Raw genomic sequence first — 13,757 nt, 5'->3', positions numbered from 1 at the left:
CGTCAGACCGATAGCATAACAACTGGCCAATCCGGGGCGATCATTCTTTCGCTTCGGCGCAGGAACGCGCCCCATCCCCTCGGGCAGCAGCGGATGTTGGTTGATCGAAGAGTACGCTCCCTCGCTCCCGACGTCGGGCTCGTCGCCGGGAGTGCGTTCATTCCGACCGACGCGCGGACGATGGTCAGATTTGCGATTTCCGACCCAGGCAGCCCACGCCGGCGATGACCAGCGAGATCGCCCACGTCACGAACAGCCCGATCCGGGCCGCGTTGGTGAAGCCGTAGGCATGCAGGCCGGCCCCCAGCTGGTTGGTTCCAAACCACGACCAGCTGACAGCGATCAGGCCAAGCGTCGACAGCACGGCCAGGCCGCGGTCTTTCACCATTCCGTCCCACTTGGCGTGCAGCACCAGGCAGTTCCAGAGCACGATGATGAGGGCCCCGTTTTCTTTCGGATCCCATCCCCAGAATCGCCCCCACGAGTCGTCGGCCCACAGGCCGCCGAGCACCGTCCCGATGAAACTGAACAGGATCGCAAAGCACAGGCTGCCGTACGTCATTCGCGTCACCGCCCGGCCGACTTCCGGCTGGGCGTTCGGCACAAAGCTGTAAATGATGTGGTACACGCCGAAGAGGCCGGCGGCCGCGGTCGCCGCGTAGCCGAGATTGATCGTCACCACGTGCGTGGCCAGCCAGAACTGCGTGTCGAGCACCGCTTCGAGAACGGTGAACGTGTCACCCCCTTCCGCGAGGAAGTGCGAGATCCCGAGCGTGATGAACCCGGCGATCGACGCCACCGCGTTCCCCACCCCCAGCCGGTAAAACCATTCACACGCCAGGCCGAACAGCACGACGGCCCAGCCGACAAAAATGCCGGTGGAGTACAGGTTCGTCACCGGTGGTCGCCCGGAGATATAGATACGGGCGACAAGGGCGAACGTGTGGACAATGAACGTGAGCGCCATCAGCCAGAACGCGCTGCGGCGCAGCGGTTCCGTCAGTCCCAGCCAGCCGACAATCGACAACAGGAACACGAACAGGCAGAGGACCATGCTCCAGTAGAACGGAGCAAACTGGTTGAAGAACACCTCGAAACGAACCTTGGTCAGGCTCAGCTGCTCGAACTTGTTCGACTTCAGCCAGCCGGTGTATTCGCGAACCGAGTCGTTGAACTCGGACACGTTGTTCTGCCGGTAGGCCGAAAGCATCCGCTGCATGAGAATGGTCTGCTTCGGCGCCTCGGAGGGAAGCCCCTTCCGCATCTCGGGAGGCAACTGCATCAGCAGAAAGGCCCGGGCGGCGGACGTCGCAAACGGCTGCCACTGGCCGGTTGTCTTCGTCTCAGCCGAGTCCTCGGCGTCCGGAATCGGAATCGCCAGCGGAACCTGGGATTCGTCGATCCGTCTCGCCTCTTCCATCGAGGACATCATCGCCTGCATGAACTGGCGTTTGGCCCCCTCGGGATCCTTCGCGCGGTCCTCTTCCGTCGGCAGGTCCGGAATCGGTGGATCGAACGCTTCCATCAGCGTCCGGTACAGCATGATGTCCTGGCCGAGGTCGCGGACGCTGCGCTGGTAGACGGTGAGGCTTTCCTTGGGCACGTTCTCGCTGGCCTGCAGCGCCTCCACGAACGCGTTCATCTGCCCCGCGAAATCGTTGACGGAGTAAACAAACCCTTCCCGCGGCTCGAGCTTGAGAATGCGGAGCAGTTCGAGGTTCGTGATCCGGAAAACTCGCGAATCCCGGGCTTCAGGCCGCCCCGAAATCACGTCCAGCAACCAGCGGATGGCCGGCTGTTTGCGATTTTCGGCATCGCGGTATTCCTGCTTGCCTGAAAGAATCAGGAGCGAATTGCGGGCGAGCGAATCGAACGGTTTGACGCGCCCTTCATACGCCAGCGGCAGCCTGGCGAACGCGGCGATGTCGAGTTCGGTCGGTCGCGACGTGGATGGCCGGGCCTTGCTGCCGATATACAGCGCGGCGATGAGGCAGATCGCGAGCGGCAGCCAGCGCGACCATCCCCCCGCGCTACCGGCGGCAGTACGTGCATCGCCGGACCTCGGCGTCACCACGGGAGCAGCCGCCGCCGTCGTCACGGGACTCCGGCTGGACCGATTCAGGAATCGCAGCAGCGTCAGCACGAACTGGTACGCCATTCCGACGCCCACGATCATGCACGACACGTAGGGGATCATCCATCCGGTGTTGCTCACAACCTGCAGTGTCGTGAATTCGCGGCCGCTCTGTTCATCACGATGGTATCCGCTCTGGTAGAACGTCAGCCCGCGGTAACGCAGCGGATTGTTCATCCAGATCGTCAGTTGTTCTTCCGTCTTCTTCTCGGGATCGGTCAGCACGATTTCCGAGGAGTAATTGCGGGTCATCTTCGTGCCAAGGTAGTCGTCCTTCGACACGTTGTTCAGCTTGATCGAGAACGGCAGGTACGTCTGCCCGAACCGCAGCTGCAGCTCATACGGCTTGCCGTCGACGGTGACGGTCTGCGGATCCTCAAACACGTGCGTCATCCACGTTCCGAGGTCGGCTCCGGTCTTCTTGTCAGTCAGCTTCACGTACAGGCCCGGCAGGTCCACGGCGCTGTCGTTGCTGACTCCCGTCGACGCGGGAATCTCGCGCAGCTGGCGCGTCTTTCCGTTGCCTGCGGTGGCCGGGTTGTCCTTGTCCGGCGGGAGCGCGGGCGGAACCATCGAGTTCCGCAGCAGCTGCACCGACTCGATATCGAACGGCAGAAGGTCGCTCGACACTTGCGCGCCTGGCGTCGCGAGCTTCGACAGCGGAACAACGGTCACCGTGTCCGTCTTCTCGTTGGACGAATCGATCACCGCGATTTCGGGATGCCGCGTATCGAAAACGAAGTTCCGCGTCTCGCCTTCGCCCAGGTTCATCTTGGTTTCAACCGCCTTCAGGCCGACCAGAACCTCGCTCATCATCAGCAGCGCCACGCCGCCGTGCAGCAGCACAATGCCGGCCCGCTTCTTGAACAGGGCCTGGCAGCCAGCCAGAAGCACCACGCCGGCCACCGTTCCCTTCACGAGCTGGTAGAGGATTCGCATCGAGGAATCGCTCTTCCACAGGTCGATGTTGCCAAGAAACAGCCAGGCGAACATCGCCCCCAGGGCAGCCGCGGCGCCGAACGCCATCCGTCGCTCCAGCCTGTGCTCCCTGCCCGTCTGCAGTCCAAGCCAGCAGCTGCCGGCCGCCAGGCCGAACAGCCCGAACAGCAGCACATCCCACAGCCGGCGATAGGAAATCAGGGTTTCGGTCTGGAAGCCCTCGTTGTTGGATCCGCTGGCGACCACCAGCCACGTGACAAGCACGCCCATCGCCAGGAGCCACAGCCCCACAACCAGCCGCGTGCCGCGGGCCTGGATCTTGAACCGGATCAGGTGTGCCGACAGCAGGTTCAGCAGCATGAAGCCGCCGATCACCCAGCCCTTCGGGAACCAGAAGCCGGCCCATTCCGGCAGCTGCGGAGCATTCGGAAAGAAGGCGCCCGGCAGGAAAATCTGCCCGGGAATCCAGACGAAGAACGCCTTCAGCGCCCCCAGCCCTCCATCCGAAAGCTGACTCGGATGGACGCGGAAGTACTCATCGACCACGTCCCAGACGTCCGCATTCACCTGGGCGAGAGTTCCCGCCAGGACGATCACGATCGCCAGGGCAAACAGGACGACGGTCAGCTTCAGCGAAGCCAGAGGACCAAGCCCGCGAGCAATCCTGCTCATCATCGGGCTGCGATCGGCGGTCGGTGTTTCGATGTCAGACATGGGTCAGATGGGCCGCGGCGATTTGAGTCGAGTCAGTTCCAACAGATCCGTTCCTGGATCTCGCGTCTCGAGAGGACGAGGCCCCCATCGGCGGAGGCCTCCCGCTCGCCTGCTGAAAATGCGGTTACTTGAACCGGATGGATTTCACGAACGCTTCAAACTTATCGCGTTCCTGCTGGGCAAGTGCCTTCGGTCCGTCCGCCTTGATGAACCACTGCGTCCCGTTTCGAGGCGCGATGACACCCAGGATCGACCGTTCTTCGCCGTCAATCACGAAGTACTTCGCGTCGATCCCGTCGACCGGAATCGACTTCGCCGACTCGTTGATCTCCTGCGTGGTCATCTCCGGAAGGGCCGCCTGGCCCCGCCAGCGATTGACGTTCGCGGTCAGTTCGCCTCCCGCAGTGGCAATGCTGATGGAAAGCGGCTTCTCCCCTTCGCCCGCCGTGAACGCGGCTTCCTGGAAGGTTCGCAGCGGAGCTTCTTTCCACCCCTCAGGAACCGTCAGTGTGAACGGCTTTTCGCGCGCCGGAGCAGCGGGCGATGACGCAACGGCCGGCGGAGTCGACGCCGTCATGGCTGGCGTGGAACCGTTCACGATCATCGCCGCCAGCATCCGTGAATCACCGCTCTCGGCAGTCTTCCCCGACAGGTTGAACAGCGACAGCGTTTGATCGCCCGATTCCATCTGCTGCACTTCCCCCCGATCACGGGATTCCTGCAGCCCGGCTGCTCCATCCACGTCCTCAAGCCCCAGCTGACTCCGCCAGCGGTTGAAATTGCTCAGCAGGTATTCGGCCGACTTCGGGTCTTCTGAAGGAAGCGCCATGACGCTGATTTCGAGCTTCGGATCGCCGGGCACCTCGATGGTCGCAAGCCGCAGCCCCGACTCCTGACGTTCCGTCCAGCCTTCCGGCAGAGTCCATCGGGGCTTGCCGGCCTGGTCAAATTGGACAGAGCGGACGAGCTTGGCGAATGGCTCCACCTGGTTGGCCACGGCCGCTTCCGGACCGAGCATCTTGAAGAACCAAGCCACCTGACGCGGCTCGCGCGATGCGGGGGCGCCGGGGCTCGGGGTGAACGTGTCGGCCGGCGTCTGCTTGGCGACGGTGTACTGCCGGATCGGATCGGGATCGGAACAGCCGAACAGTCCGGCCGCAAGAACAATCAGGACGATACGTCCGAGGCCGGACATCCTGCGGCGCATGGGAAAAGGGTCCTTACAACGAGGCGGAACGACTGGCGGGAGGGAGGGGCGCAGTTGTGACGGAAACAGGACGCCGGAAACCGGCTCCATCCGCAAAACAACCGCGGGCGGGAAAAGAGTGAGTGCCCGCAACATCATTTTGCGACGCCAGATACGGCGAGGCATGCCTTCGTGCACTTCACCCCCCTATTATAGCCGTCCCGTTCCGCGACCGTACACGGCCGCTTCCCTCGTTTGACCAATTTCCCGTTCACGGTTTCCTGATGCCGCTTGCAACCGCTTCCCTTGCCCACGGCCCCGTCCCCTGCGACTGGCTGATCGTTCCGATCATTGAGAATGCGGAGTATGACCGCACGATCGCCGCCGTTGATGTGGCACTCGAAGGCCGTCTGGCCCGATTGCGGGAAGCGGGAGACCTGACCGGCGGACACGCCGAGATGGCCGAACTGCGCGAACTGGGGGACCACCCCACGCGACGCGTCCTCCTCGTCGGACTCGGTGAGGCGGAGAAACTGACCGCCGTGCGCTACGAGAATGCGCTGATGACGGCCATCCGCAGGATCTCCACGAAGCAGGTCGACCACGCGGCCGTCCTTCTTCCGCAGCTCCCCGGGTCGGCGGTTGAACCGGAACTCGCCGCCCGCATCGCGGCCATGTCGCTGGTGGTCGGCCCTGTCGGCCAGGGACTCTACAAGTCAAAGCCGGACCGCTTTCGATTCGCCAAAGCCAGTGTGGTCGTCGCTGGACAGCCCGTGAGCGAAGGCATCGCGCGGGCCGTCGCGGAAGGCGAAATCCTCGGTGAGTCGGTCAACCTGACGCGCGAGCTGGTCAATCGGCAGCCCGACGACATCTACCCCGAGGCCTTCGCCGACCGGGCCTCCCAACTGGCCGTCGAAACCGGCCTCGACTGCGACATCCTCGACGAGCGACGCCTCACCGAAGAGCGGATGGGAGCCCTGCTGGCCGTCGGAAAAGGAAGCGTCAAACCGCCGCGGATGGTCGTCCTCACGCATCGCGGAGGGGCTGCAGACGGCCCGATGCTGGCGCTCGTCGGCAAGGGCGTCACGTTCGACAGCGGCGGGCTCTCGTTGAAGCCCAACGACGGTATGAAGACGATGAAATGCGACATGGCCGGCGGCGCCACCGTCCTCGGCGCGATGGTCGCCATCGCGCGTCTCAAACTCCCCGTGAACGTCATGGGCCTCGTCGGCCTCGTCGAAAACATGCCCAGCGGCAGTTCCTTCAAGCTGGGCGACGTCCTCACCGCCAGGAACGGAATCACGATCGAAGTGATGAACACCGATGCCGAAGGCCGGCTCGTGCTCGCGGACGTCCTGTCCTACGCGGTCGACCAGAAGGTCGCGAAGATCGTCGACCTCGCGACGCTCACAGGCGCCTGCGTCGTGGCGCTGGGGGAAGAGGTCGCCGGCGGGTTCACGAATCAGCAGCCCTGGTACGACGCTGTCGCCGCGGCGTCGCGGGCCGCGGGCGAAGACATCTGGCAGCTCCCGATGTTCGACTTCTACGCCGACCAGCTGAAGTGCGACGTCGCGGACGTCAAGAACGTGGGAACCCGCTGGGGCGGCGCGATTACGGCCGCAAAGTTCCTGGAGAAGTTCGTCGCGGAGACTCCCTGGGTCCATCTCGATATCGCGGGACCGGCGTTCATGGAATCGAACCGGCCGCATCGTGAAGGAGGGGCCACAGGCGCCTACACGCGGACGCTGATCGAGCTGGCCCGCAACTTCCAGTAGCGCCCTGACGAACAGTTCGCCCGAACCGCTGGCGGGATCGACGATTCCGCCGGCCTGACGCGCCTCCGATTTCGTCAACTGCCTGTTGCCGTCTAACATTCCGGCCGTATGTCGACCGCCTCACTCGCCTCCACGTCGCCCCGCTCGGAGTTCGCCGCAAGGTTGCGGGTCCACTGGGTCATCCTGCGGACCTGCATCGAAGAGCGTCTCGTCTATCGCGGCGACTTCATGCTGGGGACGCTTCTGAGGTTTCTCCCGATCGTCACCCAGATTTTCCTCTGGGGGGCGATCTTCGGAGTCGGCACGGACGCCGTCCGCAAGGAGATCCAGGGCTTCAGCTACGGCGACATGGTCGCCTACTACCTGCTGACAATGGTCGCCCGCGCTTTCTCCAGCATGCCGGGGCTCGCCAGCGGCATCGCCCGCGAGGTGCGAGACGGCACCATGAAGAAGTACCTGACCCAGCCGGTCGACATGCTCGGCTACCTCTTCTGGCACCGCGTCGCCCACAAGCTGGTGTACTACGCCGTCGCGATCTTCCCCTTCACGCTCGTCTTCTGGCTGTGCCGCAGCTATTTCCCAGGTTGGCCGGATGCGTTCACCATCGGCGTGTTCATCGTGTCCCTGGCCATGTCATTCCTGATCGGCTTCCTGCTGGAGAGCCTGATCGGGCTGATCGCCTTCTGGTTCATGGAGGTGAACTCCCTCCTGTTCATCTACATGATGTTCAACTACTTCCTCTCCGGGCACATGCTCCCGCTCGACATGTTTCCCAGCTGGTTGCTCGCGATCGTCAAGTTCCTGCCGTTCAAATACCTCGCCTACTTCCCCGCCACGGTCATGCTCGGCCGCTATTCGCACGCCGAACTGGTGAACGAACTGATCGTGCAGTCGGCCTGGGTGCTCGGCCTCTTCGCGCTGAATCGGCTGGCTTACAACCGCGGCGTGAACCGCTACGCCGCCCACGGGGGCTGATAAGAAATGCTTCTCTCCCCGAACGCAGCACTCAATCGACCTTGAACTCAGCCTTCCCCTGCTGCATCAGGTAAGGACGCGTCGACATCACCGCCTTCCCGGCCGCTTCGTCGACGAACACCGCCAGGTCCTTCTGGTTCGGGACCGACAGGATCTCCTTGAGAGCGCGCGTGGCGGGAACCTTCCCCAGGCTTACCTTCTGCGGCATGTTCCTCGTGTAGCCCGTCATCCGCAGCGCCTCGCCGTCGACCGTGAAATCGACTCCCGTTTCTTCGCCGATGTACTTCACCGCCTGCTCGAGTGGCATGCTGAACTCGGCCAGGATCTCCTTCTTCAGTCGGTCGGCCACCTTTTCGGTCGATTGTCCCGCGCTTGCCACAGCCGCGCCCGGCGCGCTGCCCGGCGAGCGGCGCAGTTCATCCCAGGTCAAAAGCGTCCCGAGCGCCAGGTTCGTGGCCGCCTTCGCCGGCAGCACCGTCACCGCATGCACGTCTTTCGTCCCGGGCCGCAGGATGGTCGACTGGCAGACCGCTTCCAGCATGGCCGGATAACGGCCGATGATCTCGCGAAAACCCTTTGCCGCCGGTCGCGTCCCTTTCACGATCGCCATGATCGTCTCCGGCAGTTCGTCGAGCTTCTTCTGGAAAGCCGCCTCGAGAACCCGTGGCGACACGCCGGACCGCGGCCGAAGCACCAGTTCCGAATAGAGCGCCGGCCGCATGTGGAGGCTCCACGCGATCGCGTCGACATCATCCCCCAGCCAGTCGATCACGGCATGCATCGTCGGGCGGGCCGATTCGGGAAACAGCGTATCGACGTGCCGCCGCAAATCCTGCATCTCGGCGACCACCGTAATCAACCGGTCCCGGTCAGTCTGCTTGAGCAGTTCGGCGACGTTCCTCGAGACGTAGCTGTTGGGAACCGTCAGCGACTCTTCGAGTTCGTCCGCTGTTTCCGAAGGCGAAATCGAGAACGTGCTGGAGTCGACGATGACGTACGCATGCGGCGCTGACACCGTCACCGCTGGCTTGAGATTCTCTTTCAGCGGTTGCCCGCGAAACTCATCGAGCAGGACTGACATCTTGTCCGGCTCCGCCAGCCGCACAACCTGCGAAGAGGTCGGCTGCGTCCCGAACGCGCCGAGCACCAGCGCAAAAGTCGCTTCCGAGACGCGGGATGGTTCGCGACGACAGAGTTCCTTGATTTTCGCATCGAGCCACGACGTCACCCCTTCGGTCAGGCTGGCCCGCAGCTCTGCCGCCCCGCGGTCGCTGCTCCACAACTCCGCCGGCCGCAGGTGAACCACGAGGTTGACTCCGTTCGGAACGTACAGCATTCCGATCGGCTGGCCGTGCGTCGGCCTGAACTCTTCCAGCAGCGCCAGGTTCCCTTTCAGCATCTCGCGCGAATAGACAGCGGGAGCGACCACCGCAGGATCGACCGCCGTGACGCCGCCGGCACCCATCGGCGCTGCAGGATCGGCCGCAGGGCCTCGCGAGAGCGCAACGGCCGCCAGGCCGCCTCCCACCACGACCACTGCGGCCGCAGCCCCGATCAATCCGTTGCGCCGCCGATTCGAGCGAACGCGTCCCTCCGCGGGTGAACCGGAACTCGCCGCAGACATCTTCAGCCCCGGCGCTGAAACGTTGGCCGCCGAGCCAAATGGGCCGTCGTCCGAAACAGCGAAAGGGTTGTCCGGATCCGCCGCCACACTCGGCGCCGCGGAGACCGGAACCTCGTCCGGGACCCAGATGGCATTGAGACCGAATGGCGGTTCGACTTCGGTCGCCCGGACGACCTTGGGAGCGGCAGCCTTGGCGACCGGCTCCACGGGCGGTGCCGCAACCGGCTTCTTCGCAGGCCTGGCAGGAGCCGGATCCACGCGCTCTGCAGGAGGCGTCACAGGACTGGGCGCGGCAGCAGGCGGCGTTCGTGTCGCCGGTTTTTCCGCAACCGGGGCCGCTGGAGGCCTCACAACCGGTTTCGCAGCGGGAGCGGCGACCTTCGGTTCCGGCGCGGGCGTCGCCGCTGCCGCGACCGGCGGAGCGGCGGCATCAGCGCCGTCTTCAGTCAGCGTGAACCGTTGAGCGCACGCAGAACATTTCCCTGTTCGCCCCAGGAGGGAGCGATCAGGGATCTTGAAGCTCTTGCCGCAATGCGGGCAGCGCACGCGCGCGCCGGTCGTCGCCATAATTGAATTGTATTGGCCGCAAGGGAATGCCGGATACCACCAACATACGCGGTCACGTCCCGCAGATGAAACCATCCGTGGACCGGATGACGTGTCTCTCCCCCGCCCGCCCTTCTCTTCCGTAGTTGGTTCAGGGGGTTGCACCGGCGCAGGAATGCAGTCTGCTGGGGGAAAAGTCCCTGTGTCCCGATGACTGCCGGAGGCGACGATGCCCGCCTACCTTCTCCCCGATCAAGCTCCCACTCGCGAGGAAGTCGACGCGTTTGAAGGGCCGGTGCTGCTCGAGTTCGGCACCGGGTGGTGCGGTTACTGCCGTGCGGTGGCCCCGATCGTCGACCGTTTGCTTGCACAGCATCCGCAAGTGCACCATCTCAAGGTGGAAGATGGTTCCGGACGCCCGCTCGGCCGATCGTTCCGCGTGACGCTCTGGCCGACACTCGTTTTCCTGCGCGACGGAAAGGTCTTGCAGCAATCGGCCCGGCCCGAACGGAACGACATCGAGCAGGGGCTCAAATCGATCACCACGCCGCAATCGGCCGAAGCCTGATCGACGCCCTGCCTGGGCGTGCCACGGCCGTCTCGGCCGTGCGCGAACGCCAGCGCCTTCGTCGTTTTGAACCGCTACCAGTTGATCGGCAGATCTTCGGCCACCGCCGCGTCGGGGAGCGTCGCCAGCTCACGGGCCTCATGCGCGCCCAGCTGCGTGAGAAAACGGTTGAGAGCGAACTCCGCATCGGCCCAGCAATCCGTCCCCGGATGGCACACCTGCAGCCGCGCGATCAGCTGGTCGAGGTCGGCCAGCAGCACCGCCCTGCAGTTCGAAGGGGAAGGGAGATCATCCAGCCCGAAGGTGTGGTCGGCCGATTCCTCATCCTGGAAGTGAGCTTTCAGCAGCGGCCTGAGATCGATGAGACGGCGGCAGAGTTCCTGAAACGGCGGAGTCATTTCGCCTCCGCACTGCTCCCACCAGCTGCGGAGCTCATGCACCGCCTGCTCAACCTGCTGATGTCCGTCCCGGACCTGCTCGATGCAGGTCGCCACCCGGTTCGTTTGCATGGCATTGAGTCCTCGTGGCCCTCCAGCCGCCGCGTCCGTTGCGACGCGACAGCACCTGGCCACCCCTCATTTCAACGACGCCTCTCCCGTTCTCCAACTGGAATTCGACTCCGCGGGCTCATTTTTCCGCGGCTGAGACTGGCCGTTCGCGACCCGTTTCCAGCCAGAAGACGTGCCGGACCGACTCGGAATTCAACGCATGTGGCGAGATCCGAAGGCATTGCGAACGCATGTCGGCTGTCGCGGCCCAGTCGTTCTCCGAACCGGCGCGAAGGACGGTCATCCCCGAAGCGGGAATCTCACCCCGCCATCCCAGGGCCAGCCGGCCCATCGTCCAGCGGGCATTGATGTCCTGCAGGGGGCGTTCGCGCAGTTCGCCGTCGGCGTCGCGATACCGCATCGCATCGATGCCGAGCGGGCCGAAGTAGCCCAGGCTCTGCGCTCGCAGGGCGGCTCGTCGCGAAAACTCAATGACGGTCTGCCACTGACCGGGTACATCCGCCGTGGAAGGAATCACGCTCCCCCGGTACTGCCCCCGGTCGTCAGAGAGCAACGGCACGACTCCAACCAGATCGGGCTCCCCACCGTCAGGCGGAATCTCCCATTGGACCCCCGCTTCCTCGACCGACTCCACGAATGGCTCGACGAACACGGCCCCATCGCGCGACAGTCGTTTCTCAACCCACTTCTGCATCTCTTCCGTCGGCAACCCGCTTCCGGAGATTCGCTCCCGGCCCGACGCCCCGAAGTTCGCCTTGATCAGCCACCGCCGGAGCCGGGACAGGGCGTCCGCGACCTCCGTCGCCGTGCAGCAGACCGCCTGCCCGGCAAGCCCGCATTCCATGTCCCGTTCACTCGTGAACGAAAACTCGCGGCAATTCGCGATGGCAATGGCGTGAAGCGGCGGCGAAGACTCGGGCAGGCCGCACGCGTCGGCCCAGCCGATGACGCGACGTTCCCAGCCCCACGGAGTGACCACACAATCGTCATCAAAACTCTCGGACGCCCGGGCGAATCGCACGCCTTTGCGATTCAACCGCTCGAGCGCCTGCGGAAACTGCTCATCAGGAAGATGCTCGGTGACGATCACGTCACCAGGCCGGGCGATGGACAGCCACGCCGCCGCGAGTTCGCTGTTGCGCCGGATGGCGTCCCGGGAGGCGCACGCCGAAGGCGACACCAGCGCTGCTTCGAAATCGAAGTTGCCGAGGAACAACCGCGGGCGCTGGTCCGCCACTCGCTATTCCTCGAGCTGCGCAGCGCGGGCCTTGTCCGAAATGTCCTTCCGGCACCACGCCCCTTCCCAGCGAATGCACTTCACCGCCTCATACGCCCGCCGCTTGGCGTCCGAGATGTCGTCGCCCAGCGCCGTCACTCCCAGCACGCGGCCGCCATCGGTGACGATATTCGGCCCATGCTTGGCCGTTCCGGCGTGGAACACCTTCGTATCCGCCAGCTGCGAGGCGCGATCCAGGCCACGAATCGGCTTCCCCTTCGGATAGTTGCCCGGATACCCCTCGGACGCCATGACCACGCAGACCGATGGCCGCGGATCCCAGTCGAGATTCTGGAAATCGCGGAGCTTGCCGTCGGCCGCGGCGCACAGCACCTCGAACAGATCCGACTTCAGACGCATCAGGACCGGCTGCGTTTCCGGATCGCCCAGACGCGTATTGAACTCGAGCACCCGCGGCCCCTGCGATGTCAGCATCAGCCCGGCGTAGAGCACTCCGCGATACTCGATCCCCTGCCGCCGCAGTTCATGAACCGTCGGGATGAGGATCTTGTCGATCACCTCGTCCATCAGTTCCTGGTTGGCGATCGGCGCCGGGCTGTACGCCCCCATCCCGCCCGTGTTCGGCCCCTGGTCGTCGTCATAGGCGGCCTTGTGATCCTGGGCCGATTCGAGCGGCACAATCGTCCGCCCGTCCACCAGCGCCAGCACACTCAGTTCGGGCCCCGACATGCGTTCTTCGATCACGACCGTATCGCCGGCCGTCCCGAAAACGCGTTTCACCATCGCATCGCGGATCGCTTCGATCGCCTGCGCCTTGGTGCTGCAGACGGTGACGCCCTTACCGGCCGCGAGGCCGTCCGCCTTCACAACCAGCCCGATCTCTTCACGCTCCTGCACGAACTGGATCGCGGAATCGGGATCGGTGAACGAACGGAACTCCGCCGTCGGAACCTGCGCGGCCCGCATCACCTCTTTCGCGAACTTCTTGCTCCCTTCAAGCTGGGCCGCCGCCTTCGTCGGCCCGAACACCCGCAGCCCCGCCTTCATGAACGCATCCGCCACGCCCGCCACCAGCGGCGCTTCGGGACCGATGACCGTCAGGGCGATCCCTTCGTTCTTGGCGAACTTGACCAGCCGCTCGGCGTCGACCGCGCTGATATCGATATTCTCGACATCGAGCCCCGTGCCGGCGTTGCCCGGCGCGCAGTAAACCTTCGTCACCAGCCGTGACTGCTTCAGCTTCCAGACAAGGGCGTGTTCACGCCCTCCCTGTCCAACGACAAGAACCTTCATCCGTCAATTCCTCTCCGCCTGCGGGCGGCCGTTTCCAGGTCCACGACGCCGGTAAACGCAACGGCCATTCGTCGGCCTGCGCAAACCGGCGGCGAATGCGGTTGCAGTCAGCGAGCCACGAAAAGCACCGTGGGCGCAGCTCAAACGGCGATTTTCCGCAGCCGAAGCGGAATTTGCAATCGGGTCGAGACCGGCCAGTTCCAACACAAAGCACCCCGGCTGCTTTGGAGCAGCCGGGGTGCTTTTAACCTTGCTCA

General features: G+C 64.3%; 9 protein-coding genes. 3 read left to right on the top strand and 6 right to left on the bottom strand.

Annotated features, from left to right (window positions below; translation table 11 throughout):
• Nucleotides 1–184: 184 nt before the first annotated feature.
• The gene (gene ccsA / locus Pan44_RS22240) at nucleotides 185–3,787 is read right to left on the bottom strand and encodes a cytochrome c biogenesis protein (protein ID WP_145033983.1); all 3,603 of its coding nucleotides are present in this window, start codon (nucleotides 3,785–3,787) and stop codon (nucleotides 185–187) included.
• Nucleotides 3,788–3,911: 124 nt separating this feature from the next.
• Entirely contained in the window at nucleotides 3,912–4,994 is a 1,083-nt protein-coding gene (locus Pan44_RS22235) for a hypothetical protein (protein WP_145033982.1), read from the bottom strand.
• Between the two features lie 263 nt (nucleotides 4,995–5,257).
• Here Pan44_RS22235 and Pan44_RS22230 point away from each other — a divergent pair, with 263 nt between their 5' ends.
• A complete protein-coding gene (locus Pan44_RS22230; RefSeq protein ID WP_145033981.1) occupies nucleotides 5,258–6,748 on the top strand; it encodes a leucyl aminopeptidase in 1,491 nt (496 codons plus the stop codon).
• Between the two features lie 108 nt (nucleotides 6,749–6,856).
• Complete coding sequence (locus Pan44_RS22225; RefSeq protein ID WP_145033980.1) at nucleotides 6,857–7,723, top strand: ABC transporter permease; 867 nt, start codon at nucleotides 6,857–6,859, stop codon at nucleotides 7,721–7,723.
• Between the two features lie 31 nt (nucleotides 7,724–7,754).
• Here the strand turns inward: Pan44_RS22225 and Pan44_RS22220 are convergent, their stop codons facing one another.
• Entirely contained in the window at nucleotides 7,755–9,626 is a 1,872-nt protein-coding gene (locus tag Pan44_RS22220; RefSeq protein ID WP_197453559.1) for a hypothetical protein, read from the bottom strand.
• A gap of 496 nt (nucleotides 9,627–10,122) precedes the next feature.
• On the opposite strand from Pan44_RS22220, the gene Pan44_RS22215 reads away from it, so the two are divergent.
• Nucleotides 10,123–10,461 (top strand): thioredoxin family protein, encoded by a 339-nt coding sequence (locus Pan44_RS22215; RefSeq protein WP_145033978.1) that lies wholly within the window; start codon nucleotides 10,123–10,125, stop codon nucleotides 10,459–10,461.
• Between the two features lie 74 nt (nucleotides 10,462–10,535).
• Here Pan44_RS22215 and Pan44_RS22210 read toward each other — a convergent pair whose 3' ends face one another.
• From Pan44_RS22210 to purD, 3 genes are all read right to left on the bottom strand, one after another.
• A complete protein-coding gene (locus Pan44_RS22210) occupies nucleotides 10,536–10,970 on the bottom strand; it encodes a hypothetical protein (protein WP_145033977.1) in 435 nt (144 codons plus the stop codon).
• Nucleotides 10,971–11,088: 118 nt separating this feature from the next.
• Nucleotides 11,089–12,207 (bottom strand): hypothetical protein, encoded by a 1,119-nt coding sequence (locus Pan44_RS22205; protein WP_145033976.1) that lies wholly within the window; start codon nucleotides 12,205–12,207, stop codon nucleotides 11,089–11,091.
• Nucleotides 12,208–12,210: 3 nt separating this feature from the next.
• Nucleotides 12,211–13,500 carry a phosphoribosylamine--glycine ligase gene (gene purD / locus Pan44_RS22200; protein WP_145033975.1) on the bottom strand — a complete coding sequence of 430 codons (1,290 nt, stop codon included), beginning with the start codon at nucleotides 13,498–13,500 and terminating at the stop codon, nucleotides 12,211–12,213.
• Between the last annotated feature and the right edge of the window lie 257 nt (nucleotides 13,501–13,757).

This window comes from Caulifigura coniformis (assembly GCF_007745175.1).
In the GTDB taxonomy this organism is placed as follows: Bacteria; Planctomycetota; Planctomycetia; order Planctomycetales; family Planctomycetaceae; genus Caulifigura; species Caulifigura coniformis.
This window is presented reverse-complemented; position numbering and strand designations above follow the sequence as displayed.

Coding starts and splice junctions, on each gene's coding strand:
- ccsA (WP_145033983.1), bottom strand. CDS start 3,787: ATGTCTGACATCGAAACACCGACCGCCGATCGCAGCCCGATGATGAGC.
- Pan44_RS22235 (WP_145033982.1), bottom strand. CDS start 4,994: ATGCGCCGCAGGATGTCCGGCCTCGGACGTATCGTCCTGATTGTTCTT.
- Pan44_RS22230 (WP_145033981.1), top strand. CDS start 5,258: ATGCCGCTTGCAACCGCTTCCCTTGCCCACGGCCCCGTCCCCTGCGAC.
- Pan44_RS22225 (WP_145033980.1), top strand. CDS start 6,857: ATGTCGACCGCCTCACTCGCCTCCACGTCGCCCCGCTCGGAGTTCGCC.
- Pan44_RS22215 (WP_145033978.1), top strand. CDS start 10,123: ATGCCCGCCTACCTTCTCCCCGATCAAGCTCCCACTCGCGAGGAAGTC.
- Pan44_RS22210 (WP_145033977.1), bottom strand. CDS start 10,970: ATGCAAACGAACCGGGTGGCGACCTGCATCGAGCAGGTCCGGGACGGA.
- purD (WP_145033975.1), bottom strand. CDS start 13,500: ATGAAGGTTCTTGTCGTTGGACAGGGAGGGCGTGAACACGCCCTTGTC.